Genomic DNA, 20,866 nt, shown 5'->3' with positions numbered 1-20,866 from the left:
CAGATTGCGTAAAATTGCAGGATTATTCAGAAATCATAATCAGTTCAATCGATGCTTTTCAACGTATATCCCCTTTATGACATCGAGCCGGTACGGGCGCTGGGCAGCTACCTGTGGGACTCGAAGGGCGACCGTTACCTGGATCTGTACGGCGGCCACGCGGTAATCTCTGTTGGGCATACCCATCCGCGCTATGTCAGGGCGTTGACCGAGCAATTGAACCGGATTTCCTTCTATTCCAACTCCGTCCGGATTCCGCAGCAGGAAGAACTGTCGGAAAAGCTGGGGGCGCTGTCCGGTTATCCGGATTTTTCCCTGTTCCTGTGCAACTCGGGGGCGGAAGCCAACGAGAACGCCCTGAAACTGGCCTCTTTTCATAACGGCCGGAAAAAAGTGGTGGCCTTCCGCAAGTCGTTTCACGGCCGCACGGCCGGCGCCGTTGCCGCTACGGACAACCCGTCCATCGTGGCCCCGGTCAACCCGAACGATCATGTTACCTTTCTTCCCTTCAACGACATCGAAGCCGCGGAGGCCGGGATTACGGGCGACACCTGCGCGGTCATCATCGAAGGGATTCAGGGCGTCGGCGGGATTCAGGTCGCGACGGATGCCTTTCTCCGGGCCCTGCGCCGGCGCTGCGACCAGACCGGGGCGGTATTGATTCTGGACGGCGTACAGTGCGGATATGGCCGGACCGGCCAGTTTTTCTCCCATCAGTACAGCGGAATCACTCCCGACCTGATCACGATGGCGAAGGGAATGGGCAACGGCTTCCCGATCGGCGGGGTGCTGATTGCTCCAAAATTCAAAGCCACCCACGGGATGCTGGGAACGACCTTCGGCGGGAATCACCTGGCCTGCACGGCCGGCATCGCCGTACTCGACATCATGAAGGAGGAAGGGCTGGTGGAGAATGCCGCCCGGCTGGGCGACTACCTGATGGACGGCATCCGGCAGATCGGCGGCTTCAAAGACCTGCGCGGCCGGGGGCTGATGATCGGCATCGAGTACGAGTTTCCGGTGGAAACGCTGCGGAACACGCTGCTGTTCGACCATCGGATCTTTACGGGCGTAGCCGGCAAAAATACCATCCGTCTTCTGCCGTCGCTGGCCCTCGGTACCGAGGAGGCCGACACCTTCCTGGAAGCCCTGGAAAAAGAAGTTAAAGTGGTTTCTTAACCTTTTCTGCGTTCACTGGTGCCGCTGCCGTACTACCCATGACCAACTTCCTATCTTTCAACGACGTTACCGATCTCGACGCTCTTATTCAGGAAGGCCTGAATGCCAAACATGACCCCTTCGCCGACCAGGCGCTGGGCCGGAACAAAACCATCGGCCTGATCTTTTTCAATTCGAGCCTGAGGACCCGGCTGAGCACGCAGAAAGCCGCCCAGAACCTGGGTATGAACGTGATGGTCATGAACGTCGGGCAGGATAGCTGGGGCCTTGAAATGGAAGAAGGCATCGTGATGAACGCCGACAAGGCCGAACACGTCCGGGAAGCGGCAGCCGTCATCGGGCGGTATTGCGACGTGATCGGCATCCGGGCCTTCGCCGAACTGAAAGACCGGGAAAAAGACTACAGCGAACAGGTGCTGAACCAGTTCAAAAAATACGCCGGAGTACCGATCGTCAACCTCGAATCAGCGACCCGGCACCCCCTCCAGTCGCTCGCCGACTGCATCACGATCGAAGAGTTTCGGGTCAGGAAACGGCCGAAGATCGTGCTGACCTGGCTTCCCCATTTCAAACCGCTGCCCCAGGCCGTCGCCAATTCGTTCTGTGAATGGATGAACCACCGCGATGTCGAGCTGGTCGTTACGCACCCGGAAGGGTATGAACTGGCTCCCGAATTTGTCGGCAGCGCCCGCGTGACCCACAACCAGAACGAAGCCTTCGAGGGAGCCGATTTCATCTACGGAAAAAACTGGTCCTCCTACCGCCAGTATGGGCAGGTGCTGACGCAGGACCCCTCCTGGATGGTGACGATGGAGAAAATGCGGCTGACCGACAACGGCAAGTTCATGCACTGCCTGCCCGTTCGCCGGAACATGAAGGTGACGGACGAGGTGCTCGACAGCCCCCGGTCGCTCGTCGTCGAGGAAGCGGCCAACCGCGAATGGTCTGCCCAGGCCGTTCTGAAAGAGATTCTGAAAGCCATTTGAATGAACAGCCTTACTGTTATAAAGATCGGCGGAAACGTCATCGATAATCCCGAGGCCCTCACCCGCTTCCTGACGGGTTTTTCAAGGCTGAATAGCCGAAAGATTCTGATCCACGGGGGCGGGAAGGTAGCCACGCAGGTGGCGGAAAAGCTCGGCGTTCAGACCACGATGGTCGAGGGCCGCCGGATCACCGACCAGCCGATGCTCGACGTGGTGACGATGGTCTACGGCGGTCTGGTCAATAAGCAGATCGTGGCCCGGCTCCAGTCGCTGGGAACCGACGCCATCGGCCTGACCGGAGCCGATGCCGATACCGTACGCTCGAAGAAGCGGGCGGTCGGTACCATCGACTACGGGTACGTGGGCGACATCGAGGAAGTCAACTCCGGTCAGATCCAGTACTTTATCCGTCAGAACCTGACCCCGGTTTTTGCCCCGTTGACCTACAGCCGGGAAGGCAGTCTTCTGAATACCAACGCGGACACCATGGCCTCGGCCATCGCCGTCGACCTGGGACGGCGAAACGCAGTGACCCTGGTCTACTGCTTCGAAAAGAAAGGCGTCCTTTCCGACCCTGCCGACGACGAGAGCGTCATCTCCCAGTTAACTCCCGAATCCTACGCGGAATACAAATCCTCCGGCGTTATCAGCAAGGGGATGATTCCCAAACTCGACAACGCCTTCGATGCCCTTAACAAAGGGGTGAAGAAGGTAATCATCTGCCACGCCGACCAGCTCGGCGAAGCGCTCGAAGGGAAACCGGGCGTGGGAACGGGGTTGAGTTTGGGGGTTTAGGAGTTTAGGGGTTGGGGCGTTAAGGGGTTGCGGGCTGCATTTCAAGCTGGATGATCTGGGTCCACTGACTTTTGCCGAGGTTGTCGTCCGAAACCAGATACAGGATTTTTCGGCCGTTCTCGTCCTCACCCCAGGCCATGCCTTCCAGGTTGTCGGGCCGGAATCCAGGAACATTGAAATCGAAGGCGGGCCGGTCCTTCCTCTTGACCAGCCGGCGGGCGGCCTCGTCTATGGTCACCTCATACAGCCGGACGGTAACGGTCGGACGCTGATAGCACCGCTCCAGCACCAGCAGCCGGGTTTCGTCGCCCGGCACGGCGATGATCTCCGAAATGCCGCCGAGGGCTTCGTTGGCACAGACGTTCCGGTCGATTTCATAGGCGAATTCTCCGTCGAGGGTCAGTCCTGCGTCCGTCTTTCGGTACCGGTAAAAGTGAATTTCCGTACGGTCCGGCCGGGCTTCCTCCTGCGACCCGGCTTCCGGGGCTACCCAGAGATACCGGTCGGTCAGGGCCAGGGCTTCGATGCCCTTGTTGGTCGACGGGTCCGGCATGGGGTGGGGCAGAGGCAGTCGTTCGAATCCTTCACCCGGCCGGGGAAGCCCTCCTCTCCGAAAGCCCACAAACGATTCCCGGTCATTCTCGACGGCAAAATAATGCGTGTCCGCAACGGGATCATACCGGATCGCTTCGAGAAAAAGGCCGGTGGGGGCGACGGAGTCGGGGCGGCAGGCCCAGTCGGAAAGCCGGTCGAGGTCGCTATACCGGTGAAGCGCACCGCGGTCGCCGGCCAGCAGCCATTCCTTCCGGGAAGCGATGTATTCCATGCCTGAAATGCCGTGCAGGTTCCGGCTTCGGGGCAGGGTAATGAAGTCCCGAAAAGAAAAGGTAATGGCCTGGCCGGACGTCGGCGGGGACAGAGCCAGGAGCAGAAACGGAAGAAACCGGAACGTCATGGGATCAGAGGGTCGGCAGACGGGGCCGCTTTTTGGCACGGGACTCGATAGTGCGGTAAAGCTCTTCAAAATTTTCGCCATTGTCCAATCCTTTCACCAATTCGGCCAGCCCCTGACGGCCGACCGTCGCCAGCCAGCGCGAGACTTCCATGCCGGCAGTCGAATAGGAGAGAACCACGCGGCTGGGGCCGCCTTCAAAAAAACCGCGCAGGGATTCGATTTCTTCCAGTTCCAGCACGAACTGCCGGCCGCGGGTATGATACTCCCACTGATCGCGAAATTCTTCGTACCGATGCAGGCTGTCGGTGTCGGCGGCAAAGCGGTAATCGACCATCAGGGCCAGCCCCTCGTTGAACCACTGCGGAATCTGCCGCTGGGTAGTCAGCCAGCCCAGACGGGTGAAGAGTTCGTTATGGCACATTTCGTGGGCCAGCACATCCGGGTTCCGGCCAAACGGGTTGACCACGATCCAGGAATCTCCCCAGGGCGTTCCGATGCTGCAGCCGGCTCCTTCAGTGCCGGGACAGTACCGCTCATACTGGGCGGGTGACAGGCAATAAATAAACTCCGCATTGCCGCGAAGGGAATCCTGCCAGAGGGTTTCCAACCGCCGGCTGGCCTGATCGATTTCGTTCCGGAGCCGGTCGCGCTGGCCGGCGTTCGCGCCCTGATCGACCCAGAGCCGGGCGCCGACTTTCCGGAAATCATCCGAGAACCGTATGGTCTGGCAGCGAAATACCTGAGGAAAGACGGAATAAAAGGCCAGCGGAGGGATCAGAAGGAATAACGCAATACGAACCGTCAGACGCATGACCTGCAAACAAAAGAAAAGGTGGTATTCCTGAAAGGCCCGCAGCGGGGTCAGGATTTTTGAATCATTTCGGCAACAAGACGACCGGTTTGCATAGCCGCATTCAGAGAGGGGTACGCCGTCTGGTCCCCGCACTGAAACAGGGTTTGGCTCAGTTTCAGGGGAGCAAACGGGCTGCCGGGGTCGAAGGCCGGCAACGCTTCGGGCAGGTGGTAGGTTTTGAGCCACCGCCACCGCTGCACCCCCTCCCCGAACCAGCCGGCCAGTTCTTTCCGGATCCGCTCCGCCAGCGCCGGCGGGTTGACGACTTCCAGTTCCTGGGTGCTGACCGAGATCAGCGATTGTCCGTCGGGCGCATAGGATGGAGCGACGTCGGTCATGACGGCCAGATTATGGACGGCCGACTGCCGGTTTGGATTCAGGATCAGCAGCTTGTCTGATTTCGAAACCGCCCGTCCGCCGGACTGGGGCCGGGGTGGCGTGTCGGCGGCAAAATAGGTGCAGGTGGTGTTGTTGAACCGGCGGGTGGGACGGTTCTGATGCAGCAGGGCGTCGACGGCCGAGGCATCGACCGCCAGCACGATGAAGTCGGGCCGGAGCGTTTCCCCGTTCTTCAGCATAACCTCCCCGTCGCGCACCTGCCGGACGGACGTGCTGAGCCGGATCTGGCGCGAATCGAGCCGTTCGGCCAGTTGCCGGGGAATGGCTTCCATGCCCGCGGCCGGGACCGCAGCGGGGCCGGAGTAAAAGTTTTTGAAACAGAACTGAAAGAAATTGCCCGACGTTCTGAGTTCATCCTCCAAAAAAACACCCCCGAAAAAGGGCCGGAAAAACTGGTCGATGAAGCGGTCTGAAAACCCGAAATCTTCGAGAAACGTCGCCGTATCCACGGGTCGCTGCTGAAAGAGCTCTTCCGTAGAAAGACCGTCTACGTACCGGATCAGTTCGACTACGCGCAGTTTATCGCTGAAGGTGGCGGCCGTGGACGCCAGTGTGCGGAACAGGGAGGTCGGTTCCTGAAGCGGGTTGATGAAGGCCGTCCAGTCCGATTCGGGTCTGCCGGCCGCCGGCTGGTGAATGAGCGCCCCCGACCGGAAGGATTGCAGCCGGAGCGCATCATAATTCAGCAGCCGCCGGGTTTCGGGATACGCCGTCAGAAGGATCTGGAAACCACGGTCGAGCCGGAAGCCGTCGACGAGGTCGGTCCGAACGCGGCCGCCGACGCCGTCGGATGCTTCCAGCAGGGTGGCCTGAATACCGGCCTGTTTCAGGTAAACGGCGCAGGTCAGGCCGGCCATGCCGGCTCCGATAATCACCACGGATGGAGTGGATTGCATAGGATGAATCGTTCGGGTTTCTGCAAAAATAAGAGTTCTGGAACAGGATGATTACTTTTGATTTTTTCAGGGGGCCGGATTTCGTCCCTGCCGTTGAATACCATGAAGTTACTGGTTCTCGATAACGTCGATTCCTTTACCTATATGCTGGTGGATTACCTCCGCCAGGCCGGGGCGGACTGCGAAGTGGTCCGGAATACCGTGCCGGTCGACCGGATCACGGCCGGGAGGTACGATGGGGTGGTGCTCTCGCCGGGGCCGGGGACGCCCGACCAGGCCGGCTGCCTGCTGCCCATCATCGAACACTACCACCGGATCGTACCCATGCTGGGCGTCTGCCTCGGCCATCAGGCGCTCGGTCAGTTTTTCGGAGCCCGGCTGGAGAAAGCCGTCCGTCCCATGCACGGCAAGCTGTCCGTAGTCCGAAAACTGCGGGACGACCTGCTCCTTCAGCAGATCCCGGACCGTTTCGAAGTGACCCGGTATCATTCCTGGATTCTTTCCGACCTTCCGCCTGACCTGATCCCCCTGGCCGAGACCGAACCGGCCGAACCGGAAAACATGATGTTCCGTCATCGTGTTTTACCCCTGTGGGGGGTGCAGTTTCACCCCGAAGCGGCTTTGACCCAATATGGATTAGCATTATTGAAAAATTGGATTACCTTTGTGAAATCCAGCAAATAAGAGCTAATTGATTGTATTTTTCCAATATTTCTAAGACAAAACCAAGACCGCTATGAACTACCGTATTCGAGAGGAAGGAGACTTCCGCTACGTCGACGAAGGGGAAGGCGACATATTACTGCTTCTTCATGGATTGTTCGGTGCCCTGAGCAATTGGGACGGGGTCATTAGCGGGTTTGCCGACCGGTATCGGGTGGTGATTCCGGTCATGCCGATTTATGACATGCCTATCCGGGAAGCCGGGCTGGAAGGGTTGGTTCGTTTTATTGAGGATTTCATCGCTTTCAAAAAGTTGAGTAACCTGACGCTCCTGGGCAATTCCCTCGGCGGTCACGTGGCCCTGCTGTACACGCTCAAGCATCCGGACGAAGTACGGCGGCTGGTCCTGACGGGCAGCTCCGGCCTGTTCGAAAACTCGATGGGTGGCTCTTATCCCAAGCGAGGAAGCTATGATTACATCGCCGAGCGGGTTTCCTATACCTTCTACGACCCCAAAGTGGCTACGAAGGAACTCATCGATGAAGTGTTCGAGATCACGAACAGCATTCCCAAGTGCATGCGGATCGTTGCGATTGCCAAATCGGCCCAGCGGAACAATGTCGCCCGGGAGTTACATAACATTACGGTGCCGACCTTATTGATCTGGGGCCTGAACGATACGATCACTCCGCCCGAAGTAGCTCATGAGTTTAATCGGCTGATCGTCAACTCCGAATTGCACTTTGTTGATAAATGCTGTCACGCTCCCATGATGGAGCATCCCGAGCGTTTCAACCGGCTGCTGAGCGGCTGGCTTCAGAAACAGCCCCTGGGCGAAACCAGCAGAAAGAGTGACCTGACGGTGGCCTGAGGAGGTTAAGATTTTTTCCGGAAAGTTTTTGAAACTCTATCGGAATTTTCTTAGTTTTCTCGCATATAGTCGCTTCGGAATTCGTATCCCGTATCGACCGCATGGGTTGACCAACTACTCACGCAGGGCGTAAACTACTCGACGACGATGCTTGCCTCAGAACTCATAGATCCGATGATACCGGCCCTGAAACCGACGGACACCGTCGGGCAGGCGCTTGACTGGATGCAGGAACACCGCGTCGGACAGCTGGTGATTGTCGATCAGGGAGAATACAAGGGAGTCGTCAACGAAGATCTGCTGCTCGACGTTCCGAACGACACCCAGCAGCTGAGCGAGGTGATGCGGCTGTTCGAGCACCTGTACGTGTACGAAAACCAGCACCTGTATGAATTGCTGAGTCTGATCGTCGAACACCGCCTGCAGGTACTGGCCGTCGTCAGTGAAGGGCGTGAATTCATCGGAACGGTTTCCTCCGGGGAACTGCTCAAGCAGTTTGCTCAATTGCTGGGCGTTCAGGAAGGCGGAGCCATCCTGATCCTGGCCATCAACGAGCGGGATTATTCCATGGCCGAGATCAGTCGTCTGGTCGAATCGAACAACGTTCGGATCATCAGCAGTTACTTCTCCGGAGCCGCTTACGGGATGCCCGACAAATCCCGTCTGACCCTCAAGCTCAATCGCAAGGACATCACGGCCGTGGTCGCCACCCTCGAACGGTTCGGCTATTCCATTGAGGCCGCCTTCGCCAATACCCCCATCGAAAGCGTCGACCAGGAACGCCTGGATCTTCTGTTACGCTATCTCGACACGTAGTGATTGCATCGGCCATGGTGGTTAGTCAATCGGAATTACCCATCTTTGTAGTCCCGACTAACGACAATTTATGAAAATTGCCATCCACGGACGTAACTTCTCAGACCAGGTAAAGCCCTTTATTCAATCGATGTTCGATGAACTGGCCCGGGGTCAGTTCGAAATTCAGCTCTCCGAAGGCTATCGCTCCTATCTGGATTCATCCGGCATCAGTCACCACAGCCGGCAAACCTACTCCTCTTATCGGGATCTTTTCGACGCCGATTTTGCCTTTAGTCTGGGCGGTGACGGAACCCTGCTCGAAGCCCTGACGCACGTAGGGCCGCGCCTGATTCCGATCGTCGGCATCAACATCGGCCGGGTCGGTTTTCTGACGACCATTTCCCCGGAAACCCCCCAGTCGTTTTCAAAACTCCTTCAGGCCCTGAACACCGGCGATTTCCGGGTGGACGAACGGACGCTCATCTGCCTGGAATCCGATCAGGACCTGTTCGATGGGGTGCCTTTCGGGCTCAACGACGTCACCATCACCAAGACGGAAACTTCTTCGATGATCACGGTTCATACCTATGTGAACGGAGAATTTTTGAACTCCTACTGGGCCGACGGCCTGATCATCTCCACCGCTACCGGTTCGACCGGTTACTCGCTGAGCTGTGGCGGGCCGCTTCTGATGCCCTACAATACCAGCTTCATCGTCACGCCCATCAGCCCGCACAACCTGAACGTCCGGCCTATCGTCATCCCCGATTCGTCGCATCTGTCGTTCGAGGTGGAAAGCCGCAGCAACACGTTTCTCGTTTCGGTGGATTCCCGGTTCCGGACCGTCGACGTTTCGACCCGGCTGGCCGTCCGGAAAGAGAAATTTCCGGCCCGGCTCGTAAAGATGAGCGACGATAATTTTCTGAATACCCTGAGGAGCAAGCTGAACTGGGGCTGGGACATCCGGAATTAGTGCCCCAAAACTACCTTGTGGCTCAATAAAATGAATAGGACAGGCGTTTGAGTGGTGGGAGCAGGCCCGGTAGGGCCCTCCCGACGAAGCAGAGGAATCAGACCGCTGAAACGGTAGTAAGCTAAACTTTATGAAGAACAACCTACTGATTGCCAGTATAGTGACGGCAGCGTTCGGGACGCTGCTTCCGGCCGACGGCCAAGCCCAGCGCGGGTTCAACTCTTTTGTGCCTTATTCGGAGGTCGGTCTGGGCCTCGGTACATCCAGCTACTACGGCGATATCTCCGGCTATCGGAAACCGATCAAGTCGACGTTTGCCCTCATGCGCTGGAGTGCCTCCGCCATGTACACCCGGAATTTTACGCCCCGGCTGTCGGCCCGGGCATCGTTCACCTGGGCCCGCATCGTAGGGGATGATTACACCTATAACCGCAAGGACCTTAATTCCGGCATCATCCAGTATGCCCGAAACCTGCATTTCCGCAACGACCTGAAGGAGTTTGCCCTGACGGGGATGTATAAATTCATTCCGGACGGCCGAAACTCGAATTTCCGGTCGAAGTGGAGTCCCTACGTCTTCCTCGGAATTGCGGCCGTTGCCCACAGCCCGGAAGCCAGAACCCCGGTCGGCTTCGGCGTCACGCCGGACGATACGCGCCAGCGCTGGGTGAAACTGCAACCGCTGGGTACGGAAGGCCAGGGCCAGAACGGGGTCAAGCCGTATTCCCTGGTAACGATGGCAATTCCGGTGGGGCTGGGTGTCCGCTACAAGCTGAACGAACGCTTCGATCTGGGGGGAGAGATCGGTTTTCGCTACACGACCACCGACTATCTGGACGATGCCGGGGGGGCCTATCCTGACCCGACCATCCTGAAAGACGATCTTGCCCGCGTGATGTCCGACCGCCGTCTGGAACCCGTAGCCGCCCGGAAGGGGGGAGACCGCGTCGCCGAACTTCAGAACTACTTCAATACGAATGATCCTTTGTCGACCCTCACCAGCGACCCGGCCTACGCAACCCGGGGCGCCGACGGGGTCTTCAACGACGGTTACCTGATCATCAATTTTCAGGTACACTACATTCTGACCCCGAAGATCAAGTGCCCACCGATTAAATAAAGGTTCCGTTGTCGACTTACCGAGTGCCCTTCAATCGATTTTCAGGGAAAAGGCTGACGGCCGGTTTCAGCCTTTTCCTGGTTTTAACTCTGTCGGCCCTACCTTCCGCCCGGGCGCAGACCTGGGAGGTGGGAGGAGGGCTTGGCGGGATGCTTTACAAGGGAGACCTGTCTCCCAATTTTGCCCTGGACAACTTTCGTCCGGCCGGCAACCTGCTGGTTCGCTACAATGTCAGCCAGCCGTTCTCGGTTCGTTTCAACCTGGGTCTGGGCCGGATTGCCGGTCAGGACCGCAAGGTCAACGACCCCTTTCTGCAGGCCCGCAACCTCGCGTTCAAAACGAACATCCGGGAGGTCAACGTCATGATGGAATACAACTTCCTGAACTATTCCAGCCTGCGGAAGGTGAAGAACTGGACGCCCTACGTATTTGGCGGGATCGGCCTGTTTTCCTTCAGGCCCAACCCCCGGAATCCGGGCTATCAGACCAAATCGCTGTTCAATTTCCCGTTGGGAGCCGGGATCAAATACGAGTTTAAACGGCCCTGGAGCCTCGGATTCGAGTTCGGCAGCCGGTTTTCGAAGTCGGATTACCTCGATAATTTCGGTCCGAACACCTTCGGCGGTACCAACAAGCTCCTGAACGGCAACCCCGACTCGCGCGATATCTACTCCTATGCCGGCATTACGCTGACCTATACTTTCTACCGAATCACCTGTCCGGAGTAGCCATCTGGCGAATAATTCGTAATTTTAGCCGAATTTCAGAATTGAATACACCACCTTAACGTGAACTCAGGAATTTGGGGAATGATGCGATGGATCGGCATCTTCAGCGCTCTTTGGCTTGGTCTGGCCAATACCGCTTCGTCGCAGACGGTCGTCAGGGCCGGACGGGGCATTCCACGCGTGGATTCGATGTGCCAGCGCTTCCAGCAGCTTTACGTCCAGATCCGGGAAGAAAGCATTCTGGTCGATTCCGCCCGTAAGACCTTCAGCGACATCATGTTCGGCCTGCGAACCAAGTTCCGGTCGGCCGAGCCTCTCCGGCTCGACAGCACCCGTCGCGACAGCCTCCTCTCCCGAACCGCCTATTTCTCCTTCCCCCTGCGGGGCTACGGGCCGGATGCCATCGGAGGCACGCGCGGAAGCGGGTATCAGGCCAAAGGCTTCGATCTGTTCGACTACAACGTCCGCGGAAGCCATCCCGCCCAGGACATTTTCATTACGGACCGCAACCAGGACTGCATCGACGACCAGACGGACCGGCCCGTGGATGTGCTCTCCATGACGGCCGGTGTGGTACTGGCCATCGAAACCGCCTGGAACGCCGGTCAGGAATACCGGGGCGGTAACTGGATCTGGATCTATGATCCCATCCTCGACGGCCTGTGGTATTACGCCCACAACAATGCCGTGACGGTGCGGCCCGGCGAATGGGTACAGTCGGGTCAGAAAATCGCCGAAGTGGGCCGCACCGGCTTCAATGCCTTCAAAACCCGCTCGCCGACGCACCTGCACATCATGTATCTTCAACTCCAGTCCGACGGGTTGCCGTTGCCGCAGAACACCTACGACTGGCTCCTGGCCGCCGACGGTCAGAACTGAGTGACCGTTCAATAATACATCGGATCACCCGGCGGTTTTGTCGGCTGTGGGCCGTCCTTCATCAGACCGGCCGGCCGGCGTTCAAAAAACCGTCCGGACGGCGGTAGTTTTGGCGTGTAATCAAACAACAACTGCTATTCACGCCATGAAAAAAATTGCTTTAATTCTGTTCAGTTTCCTTGCCGTCGTAAGTTGTAAGGACAAGGAAGAAGTTAAACCTGCCAACCTGGGCACGTACCTCGTCTACACCAGCCTGAACGGCGCCAAGTTCGATCAGGTCGAAGTTAAATTGAACGGGAAGGTCGTCGGAACTCTCAACCGGCCTTTCCTCTCCACCACGCAGCAGTCCGTTCCTCCCTGCGGTTCGGAAACGCCGGGGGTTGTCCTTCAGCTGGAAAGACCGGAAGGAAGCTATTCTCTCGATGCGGTGGCTACTCTCAAAGGCCAGTTGGTTACCCAATGGTCAAGTTCGGTTCGGTTCGAAGCCGGGGAGTGCAAACGGACCCGCCTGACGAGCGACAAATAATCGGCGAAAAGCCTTCGCTTCCGATTCAGGGAGACGTTCCGACCGGGACGTCTCCTTTTTTGTCTTGGTAAAATGAAAATCTCGTCCTTTACTCACCCGATTACATCGCCCCAAAGCCCTTTTTCATCATCCCGGTCCGGGCCGGCGTTGTGAGACCGCCACATCCTTCGTACATTAACTCGGAAGTCGAAGGTCGCTATGTCTCTCTCCCATCTCCAGAAAGGTCGTTTACCCCGGTTTCGGTTGCTGGCCGGACTGCTTGGCCTGCTGTGGATCGGGCCGGCGACCGCCCAGAAATACGCGGAACGGAAATACGGCGTAAACGACGGCCTTTCCTATTCCCGGGCGATGGTTCTGCACCAGGACCTGTCCGGACGGATGTGGATCGGCACCCCCTGGGGGCTGAACTTCCTGAACGGCGAACAGCGCATCAGCAACCAGCGGCTCTTTCCGCAGCTTCCCGGCGAACATATTTCGGCCATTACTTCCGGCCCCGATGGGTCGGTCTGGGTAGGCAGCGCCCGGAATCACCTCTTCCGGCTTCGCTGGACAGGCAATCACCTGCTGAAATCCCAGACATTCTCCATCCGTTATGCCCGGGAGGGCGGGGGCGTGGGCGAACCGCTGTTCCTGACGGCCGACCAGACCGGCCGGACCTGGTTTTCCGAACTGACGAAGGAAAAGGGAACCGGGCTTCGGCTGTATTGCTGGGAGGACGGACAGGTTCGGGAGGTGACGACGCGGCTGTTCCCGGACCGAAACCAGCGGTTTTGGGGAATAAAGAGCGATTGGGCCGGCCAACGTCTGGTCCTGCTGACGGCCGACGGAGTCCTCTGGCAATACCGCTACGCCCGGCTTACCCGGCTGAAACCCGGGGCCTCGATCCGCCAGCTGCTTTCCGACCCGGTGGGTCGCCTGTACGCCCTCTCCGAAACCGGACTGTACCGGATCGGAGCGGAGGGCCTGGAGAAATTGTATGACCTGCCCGTGGCCTACGACCACCTGCGGATTTGCGACGTCAGTTCGAAAGGAGAGCTGATCTACCCGGATGAAAACCAGTTCCTGAGCTGGTATGACGGCCGCCGGGTGACCAATTCCTATGTGACGACCCCATTCCTGCACCAGCTGCTGGTCGACTGGCAGGGCACTGTCTGGGAAGGGACCAATCTCGGCCTGGTCGAGATCGTGAGAAACGGGTGGCGGTATTTCGAAAAGCCGCATGGGCCGGGAGAGGCCCTGTCTTCCGTCTCCCAGGACCGCACCGGAACCATGTGGTTCAGTTCCTGGGGCAGCGGTCTGCTGAAACTCCGGGGAGGAAACATCCTGTGGGACAGCACCTACTACCGAACTTTTCCCGTCCGGAATTTTTACAGCTGCCCTCTGGTCGATGCCGACGGGAACATCATTTTCCTGTCCGGGGACGGGCTGGGGCTTCTTTGGTTCGATGGACACAGCTATAAACGGTTCCCCGGAATCAGCCCCGGTTCGGATATCGCCACCGTGTACGACGATGTCCGGCAGAACCGCTACCTGGCCCCCTCGAATCGAGGTATGTACGTCTTCGACCGGAATGGCCTCAGGCTCAGAAAGATCCTGAAGATGCCGGAGGTTACCTATCTGGATATCGAAACGGATAAGTTTGGGCGGTACTGGATCGGAGGATACGACGTGCAACTGCTGTGGGACGGCAAGTCGGAACGGTTTGAGCGGCTCGACCTGCGCAACGGCCGATTTCCGACCCAGAGCATCGTCGACATCCAGCGCGATAACCGGGGCAACCTCTGGTTTGCCACCGAAAAAGGGCTCTGGTTTCATGATTATAAACAATTCCGCCGGATTGCTCCCGGTTATCTGTGGGGGCTGGTGCAGTTCTGTCGGCCCATGGGGCAGTATCTGCTGCTCGGGACGGTGGAAGGACTTTACGTGCTGGATACCCGACGATTTTATGAACAGGGCGACGCGTGGCTGGCCTTTTTTGACCGGGATAACGGTTTTGTCGGCAGCCAGTGTGTTCCCGACGGTATTTTCCGGGATAAGGACGCCAACTGGTGGATCCTGACCCGTGACCGGGCGATGGTCATTTCCGAAAACCGTCTCCATGGCCTGCTGAAACCGGCGCCGACCGGAATCATCTCGTTCCGGGATGCCGGGACGGGGGCGGTGGTGAAGGCGCAGCGGAAGCCGCTTTCGTTTAGTCCGGATCAGAACGATCTGAAAGTCAGCCTGATGGAGCCGGACCGCCGAAATCTGCTTTCCAATACGGTCTATTCCTACCTGCTCGAAAACCTGGACGGAGAGCATTCCACCGCCCAATGGTCGGGCCCGATCCGGGGTGACACGATCCTCCTTCGAAACCTGTCGGACGGCAATTACCGGCTTTCGGTCCGCCCGCTCCGGGCCAACGGCCTCTGGAATACCCGGGTTTCGGTGCAGGAGTTTCGGATCGCCCCGCCCTGGTATGCCACCTGGTGGTTCCGGACGGCCCTGATCGTCCTGGTCGTGGCGGGTTTGTTCTATGGCCGGCTTCAGCAGGTGCGGGCCGTGGCCCGACGCCGGCATAAGATCCTGCGAACGGAGCGGAGGCTGACGCAGCTGGAACTGGAGGCCGCCAATCGCCGGAAGCAGGAAGCCGAAATCCGGGAAAAGCTGGCGGAGGCCAGCCGCCAGCGAGCCCTATTGGAAGTCAAGGCGATCACCAACCAGATCGACCCTCATTTCGTCTCGAACTTCCTGACCGCCATCCAGTCGATTACCTATGAACAGGACCCCGATACGGTGGTGAGTTACCTGGCCAAGTTCGGTTCGATTTTCCGGAACCAGCTGATGAGCCGGAGCCAGGTATTCTGGAAGTTGCGCGATGAAATGGAGTTCGTCGGAAATTATCTGGACCTGGAGAAGGTCCGGTTCGGAAACCGGGTCCAGTTCGTGCTGACGGTCGATCCGGACGTGCCGATGGATACGCAGCTTCCGAAAATGCTGATCCAGGGGTATGTTTCCAATGCCATCAAACATGGCCTGGAAAACAAACCGGAAGGCGGCACCGTGAAAGTTTCGATCAGTCGGGATGAAAAATGCCTGAAGATCAATGTGGAAGATGACGGCGTCGGGCTGGAGAAAGCCCGGCTATACCGCCGGCGCAGCACCGGCCGGGGCCTGTCCATCAACCAGGCCGTCTTCGAACAGCTGAACCAGTACAATACGCTCCAGAGCCGCCAGGTGATCCGGGACCTGACCGACCCCGAAGGCCGCGTCTGCGGAGTATGGATTGAAACCGTAATTCCTTTATACCCGGTGTTGCCGCCCGAGGAGGCCTCCGTAGACTGAACCCCTTACCGCCATGAACCCTTTAGTCGTAAAAGCCGTCGTGATCGACGACGAACTCCCGGTGCGCCGGACCCTCCGCAGCATGCTGGCCGGCGTGCAGGAGGTAGAAGTGATCGGTGAAGCCGGAAATGTAACCGAAGGACTGGACCTGATTCTGGAAAAAAAGCCGGATCTGGTCTTTCTGGACATCAAAATGCCCATCCGGAGCGGTTTCGACCTCCTCGACGAGCTGAGCAGCCGGCGGCAGTTCAGTGCGGTCATTTTTATTTCGGGCTATCCGGACGAAGCCCTCACGGCGGTTCAGAAAGCCGCCCCGCACCGCCACTGTGACTTTGTCCTCAAACCCATCGATCCGCAGACGCTGAAGCAGAAGTTCCGGTTGTTTTACGAAAAATGGAAAGCGGACCGGGAACACGAGTCCGAGCTGACTCACCAGCTGGAAACCGTGTTCAACCAGTCCGCCGACCTGAGCCCGATGTCCGGGCCGCGGTTCTTACTTTTTCAGAATACCGTCGTCTTCCACCGCATCGAAGTCACCGACATCATGTACTGCGAGTCCGCCAACAAACAGATTAACGTATACTGCTCCCGGCAGGAACACCTGAACATCCCCAATGTGACGCTCGATGTGCTGGAGCGGATGCTGCCGCCGGACCGTTTCGTCCGGATCGGCAAAAGCCACATCCTCAATAAGGAGGCCATCAGCTACCTCGAAAAAGGCGCCCGCCCGAAATGCCGGCTGGTACTGGGCAACGCGGTCCGGGAGCTGCTGATCTACGCCAGCAACGTCTGGAAAGTGGAAGACAGCTACAGCGGGAACTGATTACTGACCCAGCAGGATTTTGTTCGTAACCTCCTGATTGATGGTGATATAGCCCGGGTAGTTGACTTTCTTGTCGCCCAGGGCCAGGGTCGGTTTGATCTTGATGGTCAGCGTCGACCCTTTGACGCCGGAGTTGCTGTTGCCGCTCAGATTCCGGATCAGATCCGTGAAGGCATCCCGCGTTTTATCGTCCGTAAACAGTTTATAGGCGTTTGTGTGCAGTTTGACCGGAATCCGGGCGGTTCCGCCCCCTGCGGCCACCTGGATCCGCTGGTTCAGGAAGCCGTTGAACAGTTCCTGATCGGCGAGCAGGATTTTATATTCGAGCTGGTTGATGGCCGCCGTCCGGTTGGTAGGGTTGATAATGTCGACGTTGATCCGGGCGCTCAGCGGGATGCTTCTGGACAGCAGGCCGGCCGCCAGCTGCGGGTACCGGGCCGGATTGAGATCCTCCAGGCTTTTAAACTTCCGGACGTCGATTCCTGAAAGGTAGATGCTGTCGGCGGAGGAGATATTGAATTTACAGTCGCCCAGCGCCTTGGCTTCGGCGAGTTGACGGTTGACGCTGCAACGGCTCAAAAACAGGACGGAAGCCGTAACGGCCACGAAGAACAATAGCTTTTTCATGAATGAAACTTCCTTTTTGATGGTAAACCTTAGACGCGGCCAGATTGTGTTGGTTTAGTGTGGTTCCGGGTAAACAATCGGGGTGGTCCGTTTTTTCAGGAGGGCGATGACTTCTTCCTCGCTGCCGAAGGTGCCGTCGATGTTGACGACGTGCCGCGCCAGCGTGTCGTACCGTTTGTTCATCAGCAGTAAAAAGATCCTGAGATAGTCCAGCCCGTCGAAGATGATCGCCCGGTTTTCGGCGTATTTGTGCAGTGTTTTCCGGAAGAAGTCGGGGTGTTCGGTCCAGTGCATGGCCGGGCGGGCATGGTGGCTGATGTGGTAGCCGTCGTTCCAGCACTTGTGGTTATACTTCACGTTGATGCAAGTAATGCTGTTTTTATAGGGATTTCCGGGGTCTTCGGGGTCGACGAAGGAGTGCTGGGTCCAGTTGCCGAGCATGGCGATGACGCGGGAGATGAAGAACGGCAGGATAAACACGACGACGGTGGCCGATACGCTGACGAAGCACAGGCCGATGCAGAGCGCGAAAAAACTCATTTCCCCCCAGAAGGCCCGGGTGGCGTACTTCACCCGGTTTTTGCGCCGGTGGTAGTTCATCAGGTTGGCCAGACCGAACAGGATAAAGTTCATGACGTACCGGCCAAATCCGCGCAGGCTGTCGCGCTGGTAAGGCATCGTGCTGCTGTCGTCGTCATGAAGGTTGTTTTCCGCGTGGTGCATTCCGATGTGGTGGCTGAAGTAGGTTTCCGGCGTCTGCCCGAAAAAAGGACCGATCACCCAGGGCAGGTAATAATTCAGCCCATCGTATTCCTTTCTGAACAGGGGGCGGTGGGTAACGCAGTGCAGCATCAGACCAAAGGGGCCTTTTAGTCGCAATACGCTGATAAACAGGTAGGTTATTGTAATTAGCCACCAGGCCCAGCCGGTCACGAAAGGCAGATACAGAAGGATGCCGAGCGGGATGACGGTCAGTGTGATCAGGAGCTGAAGATGAAGGAACGGCAGGTCACGCTCATCCCTGATGAACTGCAGCAGAAATCGGTCGAATGGGGAATAGGGGCGAGGGATGAAGGTGGGATCACCAATCGCTTCAAGCACTTTCATAAGCTGTTTCGGTAAAAATTCGGTTTTTACGGAAATTACACCACTTTTTAAGAACGTATTAGTTGTCCGGGGATTGTTTTGTGGGTATATTTAAGAGGAAAGCCCGATCTTGTTAGGATTTAACCTAAAAATTTTGTATTTTTACTATCTCAAACCCGCCTAATTACCAAAGTTTTTATAACATTTCCGTAAATCGGACACACTGGTTGCATTCTATGACAAACGATTTGATTGAAGCCGACATCAAGGCTGAGGACCGGTCGAAAGGCAATTACGGCGCCGACAACATTCAGGTGCTGGAAGGTCTGGAAGCCGTCCGGAAACGCCCGGCGATGTACATCGGCGATGTTGGAATCAAAGGATTACACCATCTCATCTGGGAAGTCGTCGATAACTCCATCGATGAGGCTCTGGCCGGCTACTGCGACACGATTCAGGTCACGATCAACGAAGACGATTCCATTACCGTAACGGACAACGGACGCGGGATTCCGACCGGTATCCAGCCCAAGTTGGGGAAGTCGGCGCTCGAAGTCGTCATGACCGTCCTCCACGCCGGGGGCAAGTTCGACAAGGATACGTATAAAGTATCCGGCGGTCTGCACGGCGTCGGGGTGTCCTGCGTGAACGCGCTTTCCACGCACCTGCGGGTGGAAGTGCATCGCGAAGGCAAAATCTTCGAACAGGAATACAACATCGGCCATCCGCTGTACGACGTACGCGAGATCGGAACGGCCGAAGATACGGGTACGATCGTGACCTTCAAACCCGACGACTCGATATTCACCGAGACCATTTTCAAATACGATACCGTAGCGGGCCGTCTGCGCGAACTGGCCTACCTCAACAAAGGCATCCGGATTACGCTGACCGACCGGCGCGACACAAACGAGCAGGGCGAATTCATGCGGAGTGAGTTCTTCTCCGAAGGCGGTCTGACCGAATTCGTGCGATACATGGACGAGAACCGCCCCTCGCTCGAAGGCATGCAGCCGATCTATATGGAGTCGGACAAAGGGTCGACGCCCGTGCAGGTTGCGATGGTGTACAATCTTGAAGCCGGCGAGAATATTTCGTCTTATGTCAACAACATCAATACCATCGAGGGCGGTACGCACGTACAGGGCTTCCGGACGGCGCTGACCCGCATTCTGAAGAACTACGCCGAACGCAACTCCCATCTGCTGGGAAAAAATGCCGGCAAGCTGACCTTCGACGGCAGTGACTTCCGCAAGGGGCTGACCGCCGTGATCTCCGTGAAAGTGGCCGAACCGCAGTTTGAAGGCCAGACCAAGACGAAGCTCGGCAACAGCGACGTGGTCGGGGCCGTCAGCTCTACGGTGGCCGAAATGCTTGAAACCTGGCTGGAAGAACACCCCAAGGAGGCCTCCGGGATCGTCCGGAAGGTGCTGATCTCGGCCCAGGCCCGGATTGCGGCCGATCAGGCCTACAAACGCATCATGGCCGACCGCAAGGACTTCATGAGCGGGATGGGCCTGCCCGGGAAGCTGGCCGACTGTTCGGACACCGATCCCAAACGATGCGAACTCTATCTCGTGGAGGGTGACTCGGCGGGCGGGTCGGCCAAGCAGGGCCGTAACCGGGCCTTCCAGGCCATCCTGCCGCTGCGCGGTAAAATCCTGAACGTGGAGAAGGCGCTCGAACACAAGATTTATGAGAACGAAGAGATCAAGAACATCATCACGGCGCTTGGTATCCGCTTTGAGCGGGTCGGCGACGAGACGGTGATGAACCTGGACCGGCTTCGTTACCACAAGATCATCATCATGACCGATGCCGACGTCGACGGCAGCCACATCCGGACGCTGATCCTGACGCTGTTCTTCCGATATATGCGGACGCTGATCGAGCAGGGCTACCTGTACATCGCCCAGCCGCCCCTGTACCTGGTCAAGAAGGGCAAGGAGGAGCGTTATTGCTGGACTGAACAGCAGCGCGAGATCGCCATCCGCGAACTGGCCGGTTCGGGCCGCGAGGAGAACGTCGGCGTTCAGCGCTACAAAGGTCTGGGTGAAATGAACCCCGAGCAGCTGTGGAGCACGACGATGGACCCCGATAAACGGAGCCTTAAACGCGTTACGATCGAGTCGGCCGCCGAAGCCGACCACGTCTTCTCGATGCTGATGGGGGACGAGGTCGCCCCGCGCCGGGATTTTATCGAGCGAAACGCAAAATATGCACGAGTCGATGTGTAAAGAAAAGCGGGCTTCGGCCCGCTTTTTTTGTTTAAGTCAGCGGGCCGGGTTCAGCCGGTCCGTGCCGATCGATCAGAATCGAATCTATTCCTCTCCTTCCATTTTAACGACGTCATTTTAGACATCATCTACCTGCACCAGCCGCCAC

General features: G+C 57.7%; 19 protein-coding genes. 14 read left to right on the top strand and 5 right to left on the bottom strand.

Annotation, left to right across the window (positions count from 1 at the left end):
• Nucleotides 1-51: 51 nt before the first annotated feature.
• Genes DX909_RS23375 through argB form a run of 3 tightly spaced genes read left to right on the top strand, consistent with a single transcriptional unit; the run spans nucleotide 52 to nucleotide 2,960 of the window.
• Nucleotides 52-1,179 carry an aspartate aminotransferase family protein gene (locus DX909_RS23375; RefSeq protein WP_128547657.1) on the top strand — a complete coding sequence of 376 codons (1,128 nt, stop codon included), beginning with the start codon at nucleotides 52-54 and terminating at the stop codon, nucleotides 1,177-1,179.
• Nucleotides 1,180-1,217: 38 nt separating this feature from the next.
• Entirely contained in the window at nucleotides 1,218-2,165 is a 948-nt protein-coding gene (locus DX909_RS23370) for an N-acetylornithine carbamoyltransferase (RefSeq protein WP_128547656.1), read from the top strand.
• A complete protein-coding gene (argB, locus tag DX909_RS23365) occupies nucleotides 2,166-2,960 on the top strand; it encodes an acetylglutamate kinase (protein ID WP_128547655.1) in 795 nt (264 codons plus the stop codon).
• A 19-nt stretch (nucleotides 2,961-2,979) separates the two neighbouring features.
• Here argB and DX909_RS23360 read toward each other — a convergent pair whose 3' ends face one another.
• Genes DX909_RS23360 through DX909_RS23350 form a run of 3 tightly spaced genes read right to left on the bottom strand, consistent with a single transcriptional unit; the run spans nucleotide 2,980 to nucleotide 6,063 of the window.
• Entirely contained in the window at nucleotides 2,980-3,915 is a 936-nt protein-coding gene (locus DX909_RS23360) for an esterase-like activity of phytase family protein (RefSeq protein WP_164851379.1), read from the bottom strand.
• A 4-nt stretch (nucleotides 3,916-3,919) separates the two neighbouring features.
• Nucleotides 3,920-4,726, bottom strand: coding sequence for a hypothetical protein (locus DX909_RS23355; RefSeq protein ID WP_128547653.1), 807 nt, complete (start codon nucleotides 4,724-4,726; stop codon nucleotides 3,920-3,922).
• A gap of 50 nt (nucleotides 4,727-4,776) precedes the next feature.
• Nucleotides 4,777-6,063 carry an NAD(P)/FAD-dependent oxidoreductase gene (locus DX909_RS23350; protein WP_128547652.1) on the bottom strand — a complete coding sequence of 429 codons (1,287 nt, stop codon included), beginning with the start codon at nucleotides 6,061-6,063 and terminating at the stop codon, nucleotides 4,777-4,779.
• Between the two features lie 102 nt (nucleotides 6,064-6,165).
• On the opposite strand from DX909_RS23350, the gene DX909_RS23345 reads away from it, so the two are divergent.
• The 10 genes from DX909_RS23345 (at nucleotide 6,166) to DX909_RS23300 (ending at nucleotide 16,768) form a co-directional block, all read left to right on the top strand.
• Entirely contained in the window at nucleotides 6,166-6,747 is a 582-nt protein-coding gene (locus DX909_RS23345; protein WP_128547651.1) for an anthranilate synthase component II, read from the top strand.
• Nucleotides 6,748-6,799: 52 nt separating this feature from the next.
• Complete coding sequence (locus DX909_RS23340) at nucleotides 6,800-7,597, top strand: alpha/beta fold hydrolase (RefSeq protein WP_128547650.1); 798 nt, start codon at nucleotides 6,800-6,802, stop codon at nucleotides 7,595-7,597.
• A gap of 147 nt (nucleotides 7,598-7,744) precedes the next feature.
• The gene (locus DX909_RS23335) at nucleotides 7,745-8,413 is read left to right on the top strand and encodes a CBS domain-containing protein (RefSeq protein ID WP_128547649.1); all 669 of its coding nucleotides are present in this window, start codon (nucleotides 7,745-7,747) and stop codon (nucleotides 8,411-8,413) included.
• 70 nt (nucleotides 8,414-8,483) lie between these two features.
• A complete protein-coding gene (locus DX909_RS23330) occupies nucleotides 8,484-9,368 on the top strand; it encodes an NAD kinase (protein WP_128547648.1) in 885 nt (294 codons plus the stop codon).
• Between the two features lie 130 nt (nucleotides 9,369-9,498).
• Nucleotides 9,499-10,488 carry a DUF6089 family protein gene (locus tag DX909_RS23325; protein WP_128547647.1) on the top strand — a complete coding sequence of 330 codons (990 nt, stop codon included), beginning with the start codon at nucleotides 9,499-9,501 and terminating at the stop codon, nucleotides 10,486-10,488.
• 23 nt (nucleotides 10,489-10,511) lie between these two features.
• Nucleotides 10,512-11,216: a type IX secretion system protein PorG gene (gene porG / locus DX909_RS23320; RefSeq protein ID WP_229311162.1), complete on the top strand. Its 705-nt coding sequence runs from the start codon at nucleotides 10,512-10,514 to the stop codon at nucleotides 11,214-11,216.
• Between the two features lie 81 nt (nucleotides 11,217-11,297).
• Nucleotides 11,298-12,095, top strand: a complete 798-nt coding sequence (locus DX909_RS23315) for a M23 family metallopeptidase (RefSeq protein WP_310589875.1) — start codon at nucleotides 11,298-11,300, stop codon at nucleotides 12,093-12,095.
• A gap of 145 nt (nucleotides 12,096-12,240) precedes the next feature.
• Nucleotides 12,241-12,621, top strand: a complete 381-nt coding sequence (locus DX909_RS23310; protein ID WP_128547646.1) for a hypothetical protein — start codon at nucleotides 12,241-12,243, stop codon at nucleotides 12,619-12,621.
• A 198-nt stretch (nucleotides 12,622-12,819) separates the two neighbouring features.
• A complete protein-coding gene (locus tag DX909_RS23305; protein ID WP_128547645.1) occupies nucleotides 12,820-15,945 on the top strand; it encodes a sensor histidine kinase in 3,126 nt (1,041 codons plus the stop codon).
• Between the two features lie 13 nt (nucleotides 15,946-15,958).
• Nucleotides 15,959-16,768 carry a LytR/AlgR family response regulator transcription factor gene (locus DX909_RS23300; protein ID WP_128547644.1) on the top strand — a complete coding sequence of 270 codons (810 nt, stop codon included), beginning with the start codon at nucleotides 15,959-15,961 and terminating at the stop codon, nucleotides 16,766-16,768.
• Here the strand turns inward: DX909_RS23300 and DX909_RS23295 are convergent, their stop codons facing one another.
• Nucleotides 16,769-17,395, bottom strand: coding sequence for a hypothetical protein (locus DX909_RS23295; protein WP_128547643.1), 627 nt, complete (start codon nucleotides 17,393-17,395; stop codon nucleotides 16,769-16,771).
• 54 nt (nucleotides 17,396-17,449) lie between these two features.
• Nucleotides 17,450-18,502: a fatty acid desaturase family protein gene (locus DX909_RS23290; RefSeq protein ID WP_128547642.1), complete on the bottom strand. Its 1,053-nt coding sequence runs from the start codon at nucleotides 18,500-18,502 to the stop codon at nucleotides 17,450-17,452.
• A gap of 215 nt (nucleotides 18,503-18,717) precedes the next feature.
• Between DX909_RS23290 and gyrB the strand changes: the two genes are divergently transcribed.
• Nucleotides 18,718-20,718: a DNA topoisomerase (ATP-hydrolyzing) subunit B gene (gene gyrB / locus DX909_RS23285; protein WP_128547641.1), complete on the top strand. Its 2,001-nt coding sequence runs from the start codon at nucleotides 18,718-18,720 to the stop codon at nucleotides 20,716-20,718.
• Nucleotides 20,719-20,866: the final 148 nt, after the last annotated feature.

It is taken from the genome of Larkinella soli (genome assembly GCF_003703975.1).
Taxonomy (GTDB): Bacteria; Bacteroidota; Bacteroidia; order Cytophagales; family Spirosomataceae; genus Larkinella; species Larkinella soli.
This window is presented reverse-complemented; position numbering and strand designations above follow the sequence as displayed.

Bases quoted from the DNA above. Each gene is read 5' to 3' on its own strand.
- DX909_RS23360 (WP_164851379.1), bottom strand. From the start codon at position 3,915: ATGACGTTCCGGTTTCTTCCGTTTCTGCTCCTGGCTCTGTCCCCGCCG.
- DX909_RS23350 (WP_128547652.1), bottom strand. From the start codon at position 6,063: ATGCAATCCACTCCATCCGTGGTGATTATCGGAGCCGGCATGGCCGGC.
- DX909_RS23325 (WP_128547647.1), top strand. From the start codon at position 9,499: ATGAAGAACAACCTACTGATTGCCAGTATAGTGACGGCAGCGTTCGGG.
- argB (WP_128547655.1), top strand. From the start codon at position 2,166: ATGAACAGCCTTACTGTTATAAAGATCGGCGGAAACGTCATCGATAAT.
- DX909_RS23300 (WP_128547644.1), top strand. From the start codon at position 15,959: ATGAACCCTTTAGTCGTAAAAGCCGTCGTGATCGACGACGAACTCCCG.
- DX909_RS23335 (WP_128547649.1), top strand. From the start codon at position 7,745: ATGCTTGCCTCAGAACTCATAGATCCGATGATACCGGCCCTGAAACCG.
- DX909_RS23340 (WP_128547650.1), top strand. From the start codon at position 6,800: ATGAACTACCGTATTCGAGAGGAAGGAGACTTCCGCTACGTCGACGAA.
- DX909_RS23290 (WP_128547642.1), bottom strand. From the start codon at position 18,502: ATGAAAGTGCTTGAAGCGATTGGTGATCCCACCTTCATCCCTCGCCCC.
- DX909_RS23295 (WP_128547643.1), bottom strand. From the start codon at position 17,395: ATGAAAAAGCTATTGTTCTTCGTGGCCGTTACGGCTTCCGTCCTGTTT.
- DX909_RS23310 (WP_128547646.1), top strand. From the start codon at position 12,241: ATGAAAAAAATTGCTTTAATTCTGTTCAGTTTCCTTGCCGTCGTAAGT.
- DX909_RS23315 (WP_310589875.1), top strand. From the start codon at position 11,298: ATGATGCGATGGATCGGCATCTTCAGCGCTCTTTGGCTTGGTCTGGCC.
- gyrB (WP_128547641.1), top strand. From the start codon at position 18,718: ATGACAAACGATTTGATTGAAGCCGACATCAAGGCTGAGGACCGGTCG.
- DX909_RS23305 (WP_128547645.1), top strand. From the start codon at position 12,820: ATGTCTCTCTCCCATCTCCAGAAAGGTCGTTTACCCCGGTTTCGGTTG.
- DX909_RS23345 (WP_128547651.1), top strand. From the start codon at position 6,166: ATGAAGTTACTGGTTCTCGATAACGTCGATTCCTTTACCTATATGCTG.
- DX909_RS23355 (WP_128547653.1), bottom strand. From the start codon at position 4,726: ATGCGTCTGACGGTTCGTATTGCGTTATTCCTTCTGATCCCTCCGCTG.
- DX909_RS23330 (WP_128547648.1), top strand. From the start codon at position 8,484: ATGAAAATTGCCATCCACGGACGTAACTTCTCAGACCAGGTAAAGCCC.
- DX909_RS23375 (WP_128547657.1), top strand. From the start codon at position 52: ATGCTTTTCAACGTATATCCCCTTTATGACATCGAGCCGGTACGGGCG.
- DX909_RS23370 (WP_128547656.1), top strand. From the start codon at position 1,218: ATGACCAACTTCCTATCTTTCAACGACGTTACCGATCTCGACGCTCTT.